Annotated in this window: 15 protein-coding genes and 2 tRNA genes; 12 read left to right on the forward strand and 5 right to left on the reverse strand. The window is 58.7% G+C overall.

Annotated elements, in window-relative coordinates; translation table 11 throughout:
- Positions 1 to 131: 131 nt before the first annotated feature.
- From H8S02_RS10415 to H8S02_RS10435, 5 genes are all read left to right on the forward strand, one after another.
- Positions 132 to 950, forward strand: a complete 819-nt coding sequence (locus H8S02_RS10415) for a purine-nucleoside phosphorylase (protein ID WP_186970467.1) — start codon at positions 132 to 134, stop codon at positions 948 to 950.
- Positions 951 to 1,318: 368 nt separating this feature from the next.
- Positions 1,319 to 1,395 (forward strand) — tRNA-Pro (locus tag H8S02_RS10420).
- Between the two features lie 141 nt (positions 1,396 to 1,536).
- Positions 1,537 to 1,613: transfer RNA gene (locus H8S02_RS10425), tRNA-Pro, on the forward strand.
- Between the two features lie 100 nt (positions 1,614 to 1,713).
- Positions 1,714 to 2,631: an AraC family transcriptional regulator gene (locus tag H8S02_RS10430; protein WP_186970468.1), complete on the forward strand. Its 918-nt coding sequence runs from the start codon at positions 1,714 to 1,716 to the stop codon at positions 2,629 to 2,631.
- A gap of 328 nt (positions 2,632 to 2,959) precedes the next feature.
- Positions 2,960 to 4,615, forward strand: coding sequence for a SulP family inorganic anion transporter (locus H8S02_RS10435; RefSeq protein ID WP_243166502.1), 1,656 nt, complete (start codon positions 2,960 to 2,962; stop codon positions 4,613 to 4,615).
- A 51-nt stretch (positions 4,616 to 4,666) separates the two neighbouring features.
- Here the strand turns inward: H8S02_RS10435 and H8S02_RS10440 are convergent, their stop codons facing one another.
- From H8S02_RS10440 to H8S02_RS10450, 3 genes are all read right to left on the reverse strand, one after another.
- On the reverse strand, positions 4,667 to 5,083 hold the full coding sequence (locus tag H8S02_RS10440) for a YjdF family protein (protein ID WP_186970470.1): 417 nt from the start codon (positions 5,081 to 5,083) through the stop codon (positions 4,667 to 4,669).
- 199 nt (positions 5,084 to 5,282) lie between these two features.
- The gene (gene ilvA / locus H8S02_RS10445) at positions 5,283 to 6,494 is read right to left on the reverse strand and encodes a threonine ammonia-lyase (protein WP_186970471.1); all 1,212 of its coding nucleotides are present in this window, start codon (positions 6,492 to 6,494) and stop codon (positions 5,283 to 5,285) included.
- 143 nt (positions 6,495 to 6,637) lie between these two features.
- Entirely contained in the window at positions 6,638 to 8,122 is a 1,485-nt protein-coding gene (locus tag H8S02_RS10450) for a DUF1846 domain-containing protein (RefSeq protein ID WP_186970472.1), read from the reverse strand.
- Positions 8,123 to 8,375: 253 nt separating this feature from the next.
- On the opposite strand from H8S02_RS10450, the gene H8S02_RS10455 reads away from it, so the two are divergent.
- The 7 genes from H8S02_RS10455 to namA all read left to right on the forward strand — a co-directional run bounded on the left by H8S02_RS10455 (position 8,376) and on the right by namA (position 14,008).
- The gene (locus H8S02_RS10455) at positions 8,376 to 9,104 is read left to right on the forward strand and encodes a hypothetical protein (RefSeq protein ID WP_186970473.1); all 729 of its coding nucleotides are present in this window, start codon (positions 8,376 to 8,378) and stop codon (positions 9,102 to 9,104) included.
- Between the two features lies 1 nt (position 9,105).
- Positions 9,106 to 9,663, forward strand: a complete 558-nt coding sequence (locus H8S02_RS10460; protein ID WP_186970474.1) for a FumA C-terminus/TtdB family hydratase beta subunit — start codon at positions 9,106 to 9,108, stop codon at positions 9,661 to 9,663.
- Positions 9,664 to 9,762: 99 nt separating this feature from the next.
- Entirely contained in the window at positions 9,763 to 10,617 is an 855-nt protein-coding gene (locus H8S02_RS10465) for a polysaccharide deacetylase family protein (RefSeq protein WP_186970475.1), read from the forward strand.
- A gap of 4 nt (positions 10,618 to 10,621) precedes the next feature.
- Positions 10,622 to 10,855 (forward strand): PRC-barrel domain-containing protein, encoded by a 234-nt coding sequence (locus tag H8S02_RS10470; protein WP_186970476.1) that lies wholly within the window; start codon positions 10,622 to 10,624, stop codon positions 10,853 to 10,855.
- A gap of 198 nt (positions 10,856 to 11,053) precedes the next feature.
- The gene (gene rpsB / locus H8S02_RS10475; RefSeq protein ID WP_118686260.1) at positions 11,054 to 11,782 is read left to right on the forward strand and encodes a 30S ribosomal protein S2; all 729 of its coding nucleotides are present in this window, start codon (positions 11,054 to 11,056) and stop codon (positions 11,780 to 11,782) included.
- 116 nt (positions 11,783 to 11,898) lie between these two features.
- Positions 11,899 to 12,831 (forward strand): translation elongation factor Ts, encoded by a 933-nt coding sequence (gene tsf, locus H8S02_RS10480; protein WP_186970477.1) that lies wholly within the window; start codon positions 11,899 to 11,901, stop codon positions 12,829 to 12,831.
- A 151-nt stretch (positions 12,832 to 12,982) separates the two neighbouring features.
- On the forward strand, positions 12,983 to 14,008 hold the full coding sequence (gene namA / locus H8S02_RS10485; RefSeq protein WP_186970478.1) for an NADPH dehydrogenase NamA: 1,026 nt from the start codon (positions 12,983 to 12,985) through the stop codon (positions 14,006 to 14,008).
- A gap of 96 nt (positions 14,009 to 14,104) precedes the next feature.
- On the opposite strand, the gene H8S02_RS10490 is transcribed toward namA, so the two are convergent.
- Together H8S02_RS10490 and H8S02_RS10495 are read right to left on the reverse strand one after the other, a co-directional pair.
- Positions 14,105 to 14,977, reverse strand: a complete 873-nt coding sequence (locus tag H8S02_RS10490) for a sugar phosphate isomerase/epimerase family protein (RefSeq protein ID WP_118686262.1) — start codon at positions 14,975 to 14,977, stop codon at positions 14,105 to 14,107.
- Between the two features lie 96 nt (positions 14,978 to 15,073).
- Positions 15,074 to 16,090 carry a Gfo/Idh/MocA family protein gene (locus H8S02_RS10495; protein ID WP_118686263.1) on the reverse strand — a complete coding sequence of 339 codons (1,017 nt, stop codon included), beginning with the start codon at positions 16,088 to 16,090 and terminating at the stop codon, positions 15,074 to 15,076.
- Between the last annotated feature and the right edge of the window lie 60 nt (positions 16,091 to 16,150).

A 16,150-nucleotide genomic window follows, 5' to 3' on the forward strand; every position in this document is an offset into this window, starting at 1 on the left:
GCCTTGCGGCTCAACTGGAGGTCCAAGAACTTGACCCTGCTGTCCTACAGCTATTGTATCACGGGCACCTCAAAGCCTGCTGATACCTGAAACTATTTACTTTTAACTTATTATACGAGGAGGGACAAACCATGCTGACATATGATGAAGTAAAGCAGTCGGCGGATTTCCTGCGCGGAAAGCTGCCGTTTATCCCGGAGATCGGCATCGTCCTCGGCTCGGGCCTCGGCCCGCTCGCGGAGGAGATCGAGCAGCCGGTCTGCATCCCGTATGGCGATATCCCGCATTTCCGCGTCTCGACCGCTCCCGACCATGCAGGCCGTCTGGTCTGCGGCACGCTCTCAGGCCGCCGCATCGTCTGTATGCAGGGCCGTCTGCACGGCTACGAGGGCTACGCGCCGGACGAGATCGCTTATCCGGTCTATGTGCTGCGAGAGCTCGGCATTCAGGCGCTCGTCGTCACGAATGCCTCGGGCGGCATCAACACCGGCTTCGAGGTGGGCGATTTCATGCTGATCGAGGATCATATCAACCTGACGGGAAAGAGTCCGTTGACCGGCGCGAATGACGCCTCTCTCGGCACGCGCTTCTCGGACATGACGTTCGCCTACGCACCGGCGCTGCGCGAAAAGGCGCTCACGGCGGCGGAACAGTGCGGCACGGTGCTGCGCCGCGGCGTATACATCGGCGTGAACGGCCCGCAGTTCGAGACCCCGGCGGAGATCCGCGCGTTCCGCACGCTCGGCGCGGATGCGGTCGGCATGTCCACCGTGTTCGAGGTCATCGCGGCGGCGCACTGCGGTCTGCCCGTCCTCGGCATCGCCATGATCACCAATATGGCCGCCGGTGTGCTGAACAAGCCGCTGTCGGGCGCGGAGGTCAATGAGATCGCGGAAAAGCGCGGCGGCGTGTTCCGTGAGTACGTGAAAACGCTCGTCGAGACACTGTAAGCAGGGGAGAACGGGGCGGCAAAGACTGTCGCGAAACTATAGTTTCGCCGACAAGTGTGTTCTGACTTCGCAGAACACGAGTCGTCCGAAAGTTCCCATTCGGAAACTTTCTCCCTCCGGAAGTATAAAAACCGAGGTACACGCCCCCGGTTTTTATGCAATCACGAAGTGATTGCTATTTCATGCGTGCCGCCGCGCGACAGCAGCGACATCTCCCTAAATGGATTTCATTGACAGACTGAGGGCGGCATTCTGCCGCCCTGCTGCTTTGAAAAATACATGGAAAATTTTTTTGAAAAAAGTGTTGACATCTGACGAAATGCGCGATATAATATAAAAGCTGTCACGGAGAACGTGAGACAGCAAATCGAGGTGTGGCTCAGCTTGGTAGAGCGCTTCGTTCGGGACGAAGAGGCCGCAGGTTCAAATCCTGTCACCTCGACCAACGGCGGCAAGCCGTTAAAAGCTTGCCGCTTGTTTTTCTCTTTTACGCAGACCGGTTTTGAAAAGATGAAAAAAGTCTTGACAAAACATGGCCCGTGCGTTATAATATAAAAGTCGCTGCGAGATACGGCGACCATCATTTCGAGGTGTGGCTCAGCTTGGTAGAGCGCTTCGTTCGGGACGAAGAGGCCGCAGGTTCAAATCCTGTCACCTCGACCAGCTAAGGATCTGTTTCGACAGGTCCTTTTTTGTTGTCATGCACAGACTGTCCGTGCTATACTGGAACAGGAAAAATCGCGCAGAGAGGGGATAGAGAACCATGCCGCAGCCAAGCCTGAATGTACAGTGTTTTGTGGAAAAGCAGATCGAGCCGATCTTTACCGGCGAAAATCAGCCGAAGCTGCTCTATGTCAGCGAGATCCGGCCGGATGCGAGCGCACATCCGCGCGTCATGCACGCGCACGAGGATGCCGTTGAACTGATCCTGATCTGCAGCGGCTCGAGCGAATATCTCATTCACGACAAGAAAACCGTCATCGAGGCCGGTGATCTGCTCGTGTATAACGCCGGCGTGGTGCATGACGAGGTATCCGGGCCGGATATGGAGGTCGGAAGCTACTGTGTCGGGGTCGGGGGACTGCATATGCCCGGCCTGCGCCCGAACGCGCTCATCCCGGACGAGGCAGGCTACGTGTTCCCGACGGGCAGGTATTTCGCGGATCTGAAGGCACTGTTTGAGATGATGTTCCGCAATCTCGCGGCAGGAGAGCCGCACGCCGAGCTGTTCTGCAGCAGTTTGATGCACGCGCTGCTCGTCGCCGTCCTCACCGTGACCGAGGGTGCGCGCGGGGCGCAGGAGATACCGGCCGATGCGCCGCATATCCTCGGCCGCCGCATCAAGGACTACATAGACCGGCACTACATGGAGCCGATCACGCTTCAGAGCATGGGCGAGGCCATGCACATCAGTCCGTACTACCTGTCCCATGTGTTCAAGGAAATGAGCGGCTATTCGCCCGTGCAGTATCTGCTGCGCCGCCGCATCGGAGAGGCGCAGACCCTGCTCATCACGACCGAGCTCTCGGTCACGCGCATCGCGGAGATGGTCGGCTATGACTCGTCGAGCTATTTTAATCTTCAGTTTACCAAGAACGTCGGTATGCCGCCGAACAAATACCGCCATAACTATATTGTGTCGGTCGGCGAGGAGGAAAAGCCGCGCCGCCGGAAAGGATAAGAGAAGACTGCCGCGCCGTCAGAAAAGGCTGCCGCGGCAGTCTTTTTTGCGTTTGCCACAAAACAGAGAAAAAATTCGAACGAAATTTATACTTTTCTTTACGCAGATACGATGATATAATAACTATATATCTGCGTCTTTTGACGCAGCGGAGAGAAATAAGGGGATTCTTTCGATAAAGGAGATGATGACACAGGCGCGGCCGTACCGCGAGAAAAAGAAAATGCCGGAGGTCCGGCGCGGGAACGCAGGCGTTTCCGATGGTTCCGCAGCGACACGCGGAATTTTTTTGTGTCAAAATACATCTATAAGGGGAATGAAAATGGGAATGAGCTTTTTTAAGCAGCTCCGACGGGAATTTGCAGGCTATAACGGCAAAAAGCTGTCGCAGGATCTGATGGCCGGCCTCACGGTCGCGGCGGTCGCTCTGCCGCTCGCTCTGGCGTTCGGCGTGTCCGCCGGCGCTACGGCGGCCTGCGGTCTGGTCACGGCGATCGTTGCAGGTCTCGTGATCTCGGCGCTCACCGGCGGATATTATCAGATCTCGGGTCCGACCGGCGCGATGGCGGCCATCCTCGGCTCGCTGATCGGCGCCTACGGCATGCAGGGCATGTTCGTGGCGACCTTTCTCGCCGGCATCATGCTGATCATCGCGGCAGTGCTGCATCTCGGCAATCTGACCGCGTTCGTACCGGCGCCGGTCATCACCGGCTTTACATCGGGCATCGCGGTCATCATCGCGCTCGGCCAGATCGACAACTTTTTCGGCACGCATTCTGAGGGCGGCTCGGCGCTCGCCAAGCTCGCAAGCTACAGCCGTCTGGGCTTTCATCCGAACATGACGACGACCATCGTTGCGCTGCTCATCGTTCTGCTTATGGTATTCTTCCCGAAGAAGTGGAACGCGGTCGTACCGGCGTCGCTCGTCGGCATCATCATCGCGACGGCGGCTACCATGATCTTCAAGCTGGACATCGCGACCGTCGGCGACATTCCGAAGTCGCTCATGCTGCCCGACCGCCTGTCGCCGTCTCAGATCGACTGGGCAACGGTTCCGACACTGCTCGCACCGGCGTTTTCCATCGCTGTGCTCAATATGCTGGAGAGTCTGCTGTGCGGCGCGAGCGCAGGCAGAGCGACCGGCGTCAAGCTGAACAACGACCAGGAGCTGTTCGCGCAGGGCGTCGGCAACATGGTGCTGCCGATGTTCGGCGGCATTCCGGCGACCGCTGCGCTCGCGCGTACCTCGGTTGCCGTCCGCTCGGGCGCACAGACCCGCCTGACCGGCATCTTCCACGCTGTCGGCCTGCTCATCATGATGCTCGTGCTCGCGCCGATCATCTCGAACGTTCCGATGGCGGCGCTCGCCGGCGTGCTGATGGTCACGGCATGGCGCATGAACGAGTGGAGCGCGATCCGCTATGTGTTCCAGCACAAGTTCAAGGGCGCGATGGCGAAGTTCATCGTCACCATGGCGTGCACGATCGTGTTCGATCTGACGGTCGCGATCGTTGTCGGCGTCGGCCTCGGTCTTATCCTGATGGTTGCCCGTCTGTCCAAGCTCCAGATCAACTACGAGCGCGTCGATATGTCCCGGCTCAGAACGGACGATGACACGCTGAGCGAGCGTTATAGCAACGCGATGGTCGCATACATTACCGGGCCGCTGCTGTTCGCGAACATCGGCACGCTCGAGGAGCTGCCCGAGCATATCGGCCGCTGCGACACGCTGCTGCTCTCCATGCGCGGTGTGCCGAGCGTGGATGTTTCGGCGGCGCAGACGCTGCTGCCCATGCTGCGCGAGCTCAAGGAGCGCGGCATCGACGTCGTGGTATGCGGCGTTCCGAGCGCTACGATGACCATGCTGCGCCGCGCAGGTATTGTTGAGCTGCTCGGCGAGCAGTCGTTCTACTGGAGCGTCGAGCGCGCGCTGCTCGACCACCGTCCGCGTCCGCTCGCGGCCTTCGACAGCGCAGAAGCGTAAAACAAAAAGCACAGAGGAAAATAAAACCTCTGTGCTTTTCTTTGCGCAAAATCAGTGGCCGCGGTGCTTTTCGTGGCGCTTTTCCGTGCGGAGCGCAAACCTTCGGGCCTGTTCGGCCTGACGGCGTGCGCGGCTGCTCTCGCGTTTTTCGAGCCTGCTCTGCTCACGCGCAAGCTGTAAAGCCTGCTGCGAGCGGGTGCCGATGCCGCGCTGGCCGGTCTCACGCGCCGCCTCGCGGCGGCGTTTTTTCGGGTTCGCGGTCTCCCTTGACAGTCTGCCTTCGACCGGCGGCCTGTAGCGGAGCCGGTCTGCGTGCCTGAGCACGAACTCGAATACCTCCGCATCGGTCGGCTGCGCGCCGAACACAACACGGGCGGCGCGCATGACGCCGTCTGTCTCCTGCTCGAACACGCCGACCCAGAACGGTTCCTCGAAAAACACGGTCAGCCTGGATTTGATTCTGCTCATGGTTATCCCTCCTGAAAAAATGTGGAACAGAGAAGGGACGACCCGGAGGGAGGGTTACTTACCCTGCGAAAGACACAGGACGGCCGGGCTACCTACCGGCTCTGGTGCAGAATGCACGTTGCGTTTTTATCTCTGTGTATATCTGAAAAGACCGCCGGCGGAAATGCCGGCGGTCTGACAGAGCTTGTGAGGCGCCGCCTTAAATCTGCGAGGTGAATACCCGGTAGCCCTCGCGGCCGAGGGTATCGATCAGGCGCTTGGCGTGGTCTACGCCGCCGACTTCGCAGACGACATGGATGATCGCTTCGCCGATCTCGAGGTCGGTCTGTACGCGGTCATGCTGGAACAGGATGATGTTCGCGTTCTGCTGCGCAACGATATGCGAGAAGCGCTCGAGAGCGCCCGGTGCGTCCGGCATGAGCACGGAGAACTTGAGCTGACGGCAGCGGGTGATGAGGCCCTTCTCGACGATCTTGTGGATGAAGGAAACGTCGATGTTGCCGCCGGACAGGACGCAGACGACCTTTTTGCCCTTGACGTCGACCTTGTTGTTGAGCACGGCCGCGAGCGGAGCGGCGCCGGAGGTCTCAACGACCTGCTTGCAGCGCTCGAGCAGCAGCAGGACGGCGGAGGCAATCTCGTCGTCGGAGACCGTGACAACGCGGTCTACGTACTTCTGGATATATTCGAAGGTCTTTTCGCCCGGAGTCTTTACCGCGATGCCGTCCGCGATGGTGTGAACGGAATCAGACGGCTTGCGCTCGCCGGCGCGGAAGGAATTCGCGATCGCCGGAGCACCCTCGGCCTGTACGCCGATGATCTGGATGCGCGGGTTGATCTGCTTGGCGCAGGCAGCGACACCGGAGATCAGTCCGCCGCCGCCGGCCGGAACGAAGATCATGTCGACAAACGGCAGGTCGCGCAGGATCTCGAGCGCGATGGTGCCCTGGCCGGCCATGACGTCCTCGTCATCGAACGGATGGATGAACTCCGCGCCGGTCTCCTCGCAGATCTCGCAGGCCTTGGCGTAGGCTTCGTCATAGATGTTGCCCGCCAGAACGACATCAGCGCCGTAGCCCTGGGTCGCGGAGACCTTGGCGATCGGCGTGGAGCGCGGCATGACGATGGTGGACTTGACGCCGACCGAGCTTGCCGCGAAGGCAACGCCCTGTGCGTGGTTGCCTGCGGAGGATGCGACGACTGCATGCAGGTCGCCCTCGGCATAGCGCTTCATGATCTTGTTGTACGCGCCGCGCACCTTGAACGAGCCGGTTTTCTGCTGGTTTTCGTACTTCAGATAGACCTCGGCGCCGGTCATGGCGGAGAAGGTTGCAGAAGTCGACAGCGGGATGTTGTGGATTACGTTTTTCAGACGGTCGGCTGCCGCCTCGAAATCTTTCAGTTCTAACATATATCTGTCTCCATTGTGCAGGATTTTTTTCATACTGCTTTATCATAGCATTATTCTGTGCGGAATGCAAGGCGACAGCGGATAGAAATTGAATTTTTGCAAGAGAAAGAGCCTCGTCGCAGAAAAACGGGAGGCTCCGGGATTTACTTGTGATAGAGCTTTTTGGTCTGGTAATGCGGCTCGCAGGTGAGGTTCATGCCGAGCTTTTTGAAAACGCCGGTATCGACCTGCGCGAGCATGACGGAGGAATGGACCTCGCAGCCGGAAAGTCTGGACAGCTGCGCGAGCGCGAGCTCCGCGACCGGGTTGGTCGCCGCCGAGATGGACAGCGCGATGAGCACCTCGTCGGTGTGCAGGCGGGGATTGTGATTGCCGAGGCCCTCGATCTTGAGCTTCTGGATCGGCTCGATGATGAGCTGCGGCAGGACGTGCAGGTCGTGCGGCAGACCGGCGAGCGTCTTGAGCGCGGTGAGCAGGGCTGCGGCCGAGGAGCCGAGCAGGGCAGTGGTCTTGCCGGTGACGATGGTGCCGTCGGGCAGCTCGATGGCGGCCGCGGGCGCGCCGGTCTCATCTGCGCGCCTGAGTGCGGCGGCGGCGACCGGACGGTTCGCGGTGGATACGTTCGCCTGATTCATCAGCAGCTCGAGCTTGCGCACGCTGCTCTCGTCGCCGAGACCCATGCGGACATCGCAGAGCGCCTGATAGTAGCGGCGGATGATCTCCTGGCAGGAGGCCTCGCGGCAGGCATCGTCGTCGATGATGCAGTTGCCCGCCATGTTGACGCCCATATCGGTCGGGGAATGATAGGGACTTTCGCCGGCGATCTGCTCGAAGATGGCGGAAACGACCGGGAAGATCTCGACGTCGCGGTTGTAGTTGACCGTGGTCACGCCGTAGGTCTCGAGGTGGAACGGGTCGATCATGTTGACGTCGTTCAGGTCGGCGGTCGCCGCCTCGTAGGCGAGGTTGACCGGATGCTTGAGCGGCAGGTTCCAGATGGGGAAGGTCTCGAATTTCGCATAACCTGCGGTCACGCCGCGCTTGTGCTCATGGTAGAGCTGGCTGAGGCAGGTCGCCATCTTGCCCGAGCCGGGGCCGGGTGCGGTGATGACAACGAGCGGGCGGGTGGTCTCGATGTACTCGTTGCGTCCGTAGCCCTCGTCGGAAACGATGAGCGGAACATTGCCCGGATAGCCTGCGATGGGGTAGTGCATATAGACCGGCATGCCGAGCGCGGTCAGACGCTTTTTGAAGGCGTCCGCAGCCGCCTGACCGGCGTACTGCGTGATCACGACCGAGCCGACATACAGACCGATGCCGCGGAAGGCGTCGATGAGGCGAAGCACATCCACATCATAGGTGATGCCGAGGTCGGAGCGGACCTTGTTCTTCTCGATGTCGCCGGCCGAGATGACGATGACGATCTCTGCGTCGTCCTTCATCTGGCACAGCATGCGGACCTTGCTGTCCGGCTCGAAGCCGGGCAGAACGCGGCTTGCGTGGTAGTCGTCGAACAGCTTGCCGCCGAACTCAAGGTACAGCTTGCCGCCGAAATGCGCGATGCGCTCCTTGATGTGCGCCGACTGGGTTGCAATGTACTTTTCGTTGTCAAAACCGATTTTTTTCATGTTCCGTTCATTCCCCCGTGATTTCAAAATTCTTTTCTCTTCTATTTTACTGAATTCGAGCGGATTTTACAAGTAGGAGAAATGAAAAAATCAATTTGCCCAAAAGCCGCTTCTGCGCACAGACATCAGCCGCGCGAGAGCGCGCATTTTTGACGAAACGCAGACTTTTTCGCGTGCCGGCGGTTGCTATTGACCGCGCGGTTTGGTATACTGTACTTTATAAGAGACTACGAAAACGGAGGGGGCGTATCGAATGGACGAGCAGACGAAGGGGTTTCGGAGCGCGGTGTTCGGCGGCTTTCGGCGCGAGGATGTGCTGCGCTACATAGAGGAGACCGACGCGAAGTATTACGAGGAGTCGGAACGCCTGCGGGGCAGTCTGGATGATGCACAGACGGCGATGGGCGAGCTGCGCGGGCAGAACGAAAAGCTCACGGAGAAAAATGCGGAGCTGCTGGAGCGTCTGGGCGCGATGACGCTCGATATGGACCGGATACAGGCGCAGCTCGATGAGATCGAAAAGGGGTTTTCGCTCCAGACGACCGAGATCGAGGCGCAGAACGAGCGCGCGGAGACGCTTGCGGCGGAGAACGACCGCCTGACGAGCGAAAACGCCAAGCTCGCGGCGAAATGCGGCGAGTATGACCAGTCCAAGGACAAGATCGCGGAGATGGAGCTTTCGGCCTACCGCCGCGCCAAGCAGATCGAGGAGGACGCAAAAACCGAGCTTCAGAAGCTGCGCCGCCAGTCGCTCGAGACCATCGAGCAGGTGCGCCGCCAGCTCGAGGAGACCAAGGAAAACTACCGCGTGATGCTCGCACGCAGCCAGCAGGAGTCGCAGGAGATGGCGCGCAGGGCGGGCGAGGTCATCGGCGAGATCGACCGCATCTCGGCCTCCCTCGGAAAAAACACAACGGAAAAATCGAAAAACGGGCTGCGCGATGTGCTGAACAGTCTGCGCCCGAAAACGGAGGAAAAATAAAATGGCTCATTATGATCTGAAAACCGAAGAGCTGAAGAAAATGGCTCCCAGACTGCGTGCAGGCGACACGGTATCGCTGACCGGAATCGTCTATACCGCGCGCGACGCCGCGCACAAGAAGATCGTTGCGGCGATGGACGCAGATGAAAAGCTGCCGTTCGATCTGGACGGTGCGGCGATCTACTACGCAGGCCCGACCCCGGCAAAGCCGGGTCAGGTCATCGGCTCGGTCGGCCCGACGACCTCCGGCCGCATGGACCCGTTCGCGCCCCGTCTGCTCGACGCAGGCCTGTCCTGCATGATCGGCAAGGGCGTGCGCAATCAGAACGTGCAGGACGCGATGGAGCGCAACGGCGCGGTATATATGGTCGCGATCGGCGGCGCAGGCGCAGCAAAGGCTGCTTCCATCAAAAAGGTCGAGGTCATCGCGTATGATGAGCTCGGCTGTGAGTCGGTCAAGCGCCTGACGGTCGAGAATTTCTCGGCTATCGTTTCGCAGGACTCGGTCGGCGGCAATCTGTACACCGAGGGTGTAGCGAAGTATAAGAAGCAGGCGTAAGAACTGCCCGTCGGCGAAACGCTGGTTTCGCGGCAGGCTCATATTTTCCCCTTCCCGGGCATAATCTGTTATGACAGGCGCTCGGGGAGGGGATTTTTCTTGAAATACGGCTTTGGACGCACAGCGGTGCAGATGGCGTGCACGCTGCTCGCGCTGTGCCTCGGCATCGGCCTGCTGCGGCAGGAGAGGATGCGGACGGTGTTTTCCGAGGAGCGCGTGACGCTCCCGATCATCATGTATCACAGCATCCTGAAGGACGGCGCGCGGCAGGGAAAATATGTGGTCTCGCCCGAGGTGCTCGCGCGCGACCTCGATGCGCTCCGGGCGCGCGGCTGCGAGACGGTGACGGTACGCGACCTCATCGCGTACACAAGGGACGGCGCGCCGCTCCCGGCAAAGCCGGTCATGCTGACCTTTGACGACGGCTACTATAATAACTATGTCTATGCCTATCCGCTGCTGCGGCAGAGAGGCATGCGGGCGGTCGTGTCGATCATCGGCAGCCAGACCGCACTCTTTACGGAAAACGGCGAGGAAAACGCCTACTGGTCGCATCTGCGTGCGGAGCGGCTGCGCGAGACCGAGGACGTTTTCGAGATACAGAACCATTCGTGGAATCTGCATGAATACGGCGAGCGGCGCGGCTGTCTGCGGCGGAGCGGCGAGGACGAAGCGCGTTATGCAAAGCTGCTGCACGAGGATACCGAGCAGACCCAGCAGCTGATCGAGGAGATCGGTCTGCCGGTGCCGGAATGCTATACCTATCCGTTCGGCGCATGCTCGGAGGAGAGCGAAAGGATTTTGCGCAAGATGGGCTTTCTGTGCACGCTCGGCTGCGAGGAGCGCATCAATACGGTGACGCGCGACCCGGAGTCGCTCTATCAGCTCGGCCGCTTCAACCGCGCCGCCTTCGAGTCGACAGACGATTTTCTGCGCCGCGCACTGGGGGAGTGAGAGTATGCGGTTTTCCGAGCTGCACTGCCGCGAGGTCATCAACCTGTGCGACGGGGCGCGCATGGGAGAGGTATGCGATCTGGTCTTTGACCCGGCCTGCGGCCAGATCAGCGCCATCGTCGTGCCGTCCGCGAGCGGGCTGTTCGGCATGTTCTCGCGCGAGGGCTGCATCATCCCGTGGAGCTGCATCGAAACGCTCGGCGAGGACTATATCCTCGTGCGGTACCGGCCGAAATAAGGGAAAAGCGGGAGTGCGGCAGAAAATCGAGAAAACAGGCGAAAAAATGCAAAAAAATGATTGACACCGGGCGAAAGTTCGGATATACTATTAGAGCATGAAATTCGCACATCCCGTAATGAAAGCAGTCGGTGACGGTTCCCCGTTGCTGCTGTCAGATGATCTGGGATGGAGGAAAAACCAAGGAGGAAAACTAAAATGGCAGTAATTTCTATGAAGCAGCTGCTGGAGGCCGGCGTACACTTCGGCCACCAGACCCGTCGCTGGAACCCGAAAATGGCAACCTACATTTTCACCGAGCGCAATGGTATCTATATCATTGACCTGCAGAAGACCGTTAAGAAGCTCGAGGAGGCTTACTTCTTCGTTCGCGATATGGCAGCTTCCGGCGAGTCCATCCTGTTCGTCGGCACCAAGAAGCAGGCGCAGGACGCAATCAAGGAAGAGGCTGAGCGCTGCGGTCAGTTCTATGTAAACGCTCGCTGGCTGGGCGGCATGCTGACCAACTTCAAGACCATGCGTACCCGTATCGCTCGTCTGAACCAGCTGCAGAAGATGCAGGCAGACGGCACCTTCGATCTGCTCCCGAAGAAGGAAGTTATCAAGCTCCAGCTCGAGATCGCCAAGCTCGAGAAGTACCTGGGCGGCGTTAAGGAAATGAAGAAGCTGCCGGGCGCTCTGTTCGTTGTTGACTCCCGCAAGGAGAAGAACGCGATCGCTGAGGCTCGCAAGCTGAACATCCCGATCGTTGCAATCGTTGATACCAACTGCGATCCGGACGAGATCGACTACGTTATCCCGGGCAACGACGACGCTATCCGCGCGATCAAGCTCATCTCCCAGACCATGGCTAACGCTGTTCTGGAAGGCAAGCAGGGCGAGCAGCTCGAGGTCGAGGCTAAGGCTGACGACGCAAAGGCTGAGTAATTCATAACTCTATATAAATTCAAGTGAGTTGTTCGTAGGGCGCGACGACCCGGCGCGCCGTGGTCGTTGTGCCCTACGTTTTTTATCGTACAAATACAAAATTGGAGGAATTTAAAATGGCTTTTACCGCTGCTGACGTAAAGAAGCTCCGCGAAATGACCAGCGTAGGCATGATGGACTGCAAGAAGGCTCTGACCGAGGCTGACGGCGACTTCGACAAGGCAATCGAGCTTCTCCGCGAGAAGGGCCTGGCCAAGGCTGCCAAGAAGGCTGACCGCATCGCTGCTGAGGGCCTGGTCAAGGCTACTGTATGCGACAAGTGCGGCGTAGGCGCGATCATCGAGGTTAACTCTGAGACCGACTTCGTTGCAAAGAACGCTGACTTCCAGCAGTTCGTTAGCGATCTGGCTGCTGTCGTTATCAAGGACGCTCCGGCTGACGTTGAGGCTCTGAAGGCCTGCAAGATGGGCGAGGGCACCGTTCAGGACGCTCTCCAGGAGAAGGTTCTGACCATCGGCGAGAACCTGCAGATCCGTCGTTTTGACCGTTTTGACGATTCCACCGTTAACGTTGCCTACAACCACATGGGCGGCGTAATCGGCGTTCTGGTTGCTCTGGAGGTTTCTGACAACCTGAAGGACAACGCAACCGTTAAGGAGCTCGGCAAGGACATCGGCATGCAGGCTGCTGCTATGAACCCGTCCTTCCTCGACAAGTCCGACGTTGACGAGGCTACCCTCGCAAAGGAGAAGGAGATCCTCCTCATCCAGGCACTCGAGGAGAACAAGACCGCTGCTAAGCCGAAGCCGGAGCAGATCATCCACAAGATGGTAGACGGCCGTATCGGCAAGTACTACGAGGAGAACTGCCTCCTGCAGCAGGCTTTCGTTAAGGAGAACAAGGTCTCCGTCGAGAACCACATCAAGGCTGTTGCCAAGGAGCTGGGCGGCGAGATCAAGCTCGTAAAGTGCGTTCGTTTCGAGAAGGGCGAAGGCATCGAGAAGAAGGTTGACGACTTCGCAGCAGAAGTTGCATCCATGGCTAAGTAAGCTGTCTGAGCTGAACAGAAACCAAAGACCCGGAGCTTGTCTCCGGGTCTTTTTAGCTTGTATCAGAAATTGTTCTATCTTGTATCAGAAATTGTTCTATTGTATAATAGGGGAAAAGACCGGCAGCTGCCGATGAAAGGACAACGAAAAAATGAAGCTGTTTTCTCCGTTTCAGATAAAGAACATGACGCTGCGCAACCGTGTGGTCATGCCGCCGATGTGCATGTACAGCGCGGAAAACGGAATGCCGAATGCGTTCCATTTTACGCACTACACCTCCCGCGCCGTGGGCGGCGTCGGACTCATCATCATAGAGGCGACCGGCGTCATGCCGAACGGCCGTATCTCGGACCACTGTCTCGGCCTGTGGAACGACGAGCAGATGCACGCGCTCACGCCGCTCGTTTCCGAATGCCGGCGCCTCGGCGCGAAGGTCGCGATTCAGCTCAACCATGCAGGCCGAAAATGTGAGGCGGATGAGCCGGTCATTCTTGCGCCGAGCGCCATCCCGTTCGATGAAAACTCGAAAACGCCGCATGAAATGGACGAGAGCGACTGCAAAAATGTTGTAAAGGCCTTCCGCGACGCGGCAGAGCGTGCGGAGAAGGCAGGCTTTGATGCAGTGGAGATCCATGCGGCGCACGGCTATCTGCTCAGCGAATTCCTTTCGCCGCTCACCAATCATCGTACCGATGCCTGCGGCGGCTCGACTGAAAACCGCTGCCGCCTGCTCATCGAGGTCCTCAAGGCGGTGCATGAGGTCTGGCCGCAGGAAAAGCCGGTGCTGCTGCGCGTCTCTGCCGAGGACTACGAGCCGGACGGCATGCACCCGGACGAGATGGCGAAGATCGTGGAGCTGGTAAAGCCGTATGTCGATGTGCTCGATGTGAGCACGGGCGGCGTTGTGCCGACGCCTCCTCCGGCGCTTTTCCCCGGATATCAGGTCAAAATCGCGGAATATCTCAAGCAGCAGACCGGTCTCCCGACCATCACCGTCGGCCTCATCACGGAGCCGCATCACGCGGAGGAGATCTTGTGCAATGAGCGTGCAGACCTCGTTGCGCTCGGCCGCGCACTGCTGCGCGAGCCGTACTGGGTGATGAACGCAGCGCGCGCGCTTGATGTTCCGTATGACTGGCCGGAACCGTATCAGCGCGGATACAAGACAAGAAAGTAACAGATAACGCAGAAAAGCGGCCGCAAACGGCCGCTTTTCTGTTATACATTTTCAGAAAGGAAACACAGGGTAATTCTTGTGCGGCAATGCCGTGGCTTATTCGCCCCAGTACTTTGCAACGTGAGCGCGGGTTGCCTCAGCAGCCGTCTTGATGTTCTCCTCGTTGGACAGCTTGTAGTAGTCCGGACGGAACACTTCCATGGTGCAGACGTCACCCTCGAAGCCGATCTTCTTGAGGGTATCAGCGTAGCGCTTGTGATCGAGGCAGTCGCCCGGCTCGCCCGGCCACAGACGCTTCTCGTCGTTGTTGTAAGCTGCGCCGCAGGGCATATTCTCCATGCCGTTCAGGTGCCATACGAAGATCTTCTTGCCGTCGGCCTTCTCGAGAGCCTCGAAAGAAGAAGCCATTGCATGGAAATGATACTGGTCGAGGGTGATGCCGACGAGCGGAGAGTTAACCTCCTCGACGATCGCGTAAGCGTCCTCGAAGCGGTTGATGGACATGGTCGGGCAGCCGCAGAACTCGATGGAGAGCTTGATGCCGTGCGGCTCAACCTTCTTGACCATTTCCTTCAGTACAGCGACAGCGTCAGCCTTGATCTCGTCGAGGGTAGCCGGAACGGTGAGATCCATGGACGGAACGACGACGATCATCTTGCACTGGAGCTTGTTGCAGTCCTCGATGATCTGATCGAGCTTTGCCATAACGGCGTCCTTTTCCTCCTGGGTCTGCTTCATGTTGAAGAAGATCAGAGCGTTGTAGGAAAGCATCTTCAGATGGTGCTTCGGGTCAGCGAACCATGCGGCAAGATCGTCGATGGTGTACTTTCCTGCTGCGATCTCGCGGTCGAGGCACTCGGACTGGATATCGATGTAGTCAACGCCGTACTTCTCGCACAGGTCGAGGTCTTCGAGTACGGAGTGGTTTTCGCAGAAACGGTTGCAGCCTTCGTTAAAACCGATTTTCATGATGGGAAACTCCTTTATTCTTTCTTATCTTTAATCAAGGTGATATGCAGAGCGGGCAGGAGTGGTATCGCTGTCCGCTCCGCAGGTGATATGGTCTTACTTCTTGTAGAAATCCGGGGTGCCGCCGGTTACGACCTTCTCCGGAACGCCGGAGGTCTGGGACTTGACCAGCGCGTCAGCGGTGATGGAAGCAACGTAGCCGTCCCATGCAGAGGAGCCGCCGGTCTCGCCCTTGAGTGCGTGGTCGACCCAGTCCTGGATCTCGACGTCGTAGGAGTCGATGAAGCGCAGGATCCAGTTGTCCTCGATCTTGGTGGAAACCTCGTTAGCGTAGCGAACGGTCGGGAAGGACGGGCATGGCAGGTTTACAACGCCGTTCTCGCAGACGACCTCACAGTTGATGTCGTAGCCGAAGCCGCAGTTTACGTTAACCTCGAGCATGTTAATGATGCCGCCCTTGGTCTTCATGATCATGATCTGCGGGTCCTTCAGCGCATTCTTGACCTTGGAGTTGGTCTTCGGCATGATGCACTGTACCTCGTCCCACTCATCGTTTACGAGCCACGGCAGAACGTCGATCTCGTGGATTGCGGTGTCGGTAACAGCCATTGCGGTGGTGTAGTCGTCAGCAACGCCGTCTGCACGGTGGGTGCACTTGATGACCATCGGTGCGCCGAACTTGCCGGAGTCGATCAGCTCCTTGACCTGGCGGTAGCCGCGGTCGTAGCGGCGCATGAAGCCGACCTGAACGAGGTGCTTGCCGCCGGCCATCTCGGCCTCGACGATCTCCTTGCCGTCAGCAGCGGTGTTTGCCAGCGGCTTCTCGGAGAATACCGGCTTGCCAGCCTTGATAGCTGCCAGAACCGGACCCTTGTGGAACTGACCCGGGGTGGTAACGACAACTGCGTTTACGTCCGGATCGTTGATTGCTTCATTGAAGTCGGTGTAGATCTTGGTGCCGGCGCCGGCGATCTCAGCGCCCTTCTTTGCGCCCTCCTCGAATACGTCGCATACTGCAACGATCTTCGCGCCGCGGATGCGGTTCTGGATGCGCTCAATGTGCTCGCGGCCGATCATACCGCAGCCGATCAGTGCAATGTTCAGGTTTTCCATGATAAGTTCCTCCTTGGATAAGTGAATATGAAATGGTGAATGGAATTTTGTGATTTACCG

It is taken from the genome of Agathobaculum hominis (assembly GCF_014288055.1).
GTDB classification, from domain to species: domain Bacteria; phylum Bacillota; class Clostridia; order Oscillospirales; family Butyricicoccaceae; genus Agathobaculum; species Agathobaculum hominis.

What these genes read in the sequence shown, in the direction of transcription:
- H8S02_RS10490 (WP_118686262.1), bottom strand. Translation starts at nt 14,977, where the DNA reads ATGAAAATCGGTTTTAACGAAGGCTGCAACCGTTTCTGCGAAAACCAC.
- H8S02_RS10495 (WP_118686263.1), bottom strand. Translation starts at nt 16,090, where the DNA reads ATGGAAAACCTGAACATTGCACTGATCGGCTGCGGTATGATCGGCCGC.
- rpsB (WP_118686260.1), top strand. Translation starts at nt 11,054, where the DNA reads ATGGCAGTAATTTCTATGAAGCAGCTGCTGGAGGCCGGCGTACACTTC.
- H8S02_RS10415 (WP_186970467.1), top strand. Translation starts at nt 132, where the DNA reads ATGCTGACATATGATGAAGTAAAGCAGTCGGCGGATTTCCTGCGCGGA.
- H8S02_RS10455 (WP_186970473.1), top strand. Translation starts at nt 8,376, where the DNA reads ATGGACGAGCAGACGAAGGGGTTTCGGAGCGCGGTGTTCGGCGGCTTT.
- H8S02_RS10470 (WP_186970476.1), top strand. Translation starts at nt 10,622, where the DNA reads ATGCGGTTTTCCGAGCTGCACTGCCGCGAGGTCATCAACCTGTGCGAC.
- H8S02_RS10435 (WP_243166502.1), top strand. Translation starts at nt 2,960, where the DNA reads ATGAGCTTTTTTAAGCAGCTCCGACGGGAATTTGCAGGCTATAACGGC.
- H8S02_RS10440 (WP_186970470.1), bottom strand. Translation starts at nt 5,083, where the DNA reads ATGAGCAGAATCAAATCCAGGCTGACCGTGTTTTTCGAGGAACCGTTC.
- namA (WP_186970478.1), top strand. Translation starts at nt 12,983, where the DNA reads ATGAAGCTGTTTTCTCCGTTTCAGATAAAGAACATGACGCTGCGCAAC.
- ilvA (WP_186970471.1), bottom strand. Translation starts at nt 6,494, where the DNA reads ATGTTAGAACTGAAAGATTTCGAGGCGGCAGCCGACCGTCTGAAAAAC.
- tsf (WP_186970477.1), top strand. Translation starts at nt 11,899, where the DNA reads ATGGCTTTTACCGCTGCTGACGTAAAGAAGCTCCGCGAAATGACCAGC.
- H8S02_RS10430 (WP_186970468.1), top strand. Translation starts at nt 1,714, where the DNA reads ATGCCGCAGCCAAGCCTGAATGTACAGTGTTTTGTGGAAAAGCAGATC.
- H8S02_RS10460 (WP_186970474.1), top strand. Translation starts at nt 9,106, where the DNA reads ATGGCTCATTATGATCTGAAAACCGAAGAGCTGAAGAAAATGGCTCCC.
- H8S02_RS10450 (WP_186970472.1), bottom strand. Translation starts at nt 8,122, where the DNA reads ATGAAAAAAATCGGTTTTGACAACGAAAAGTACATTGCAACCCAGTCG.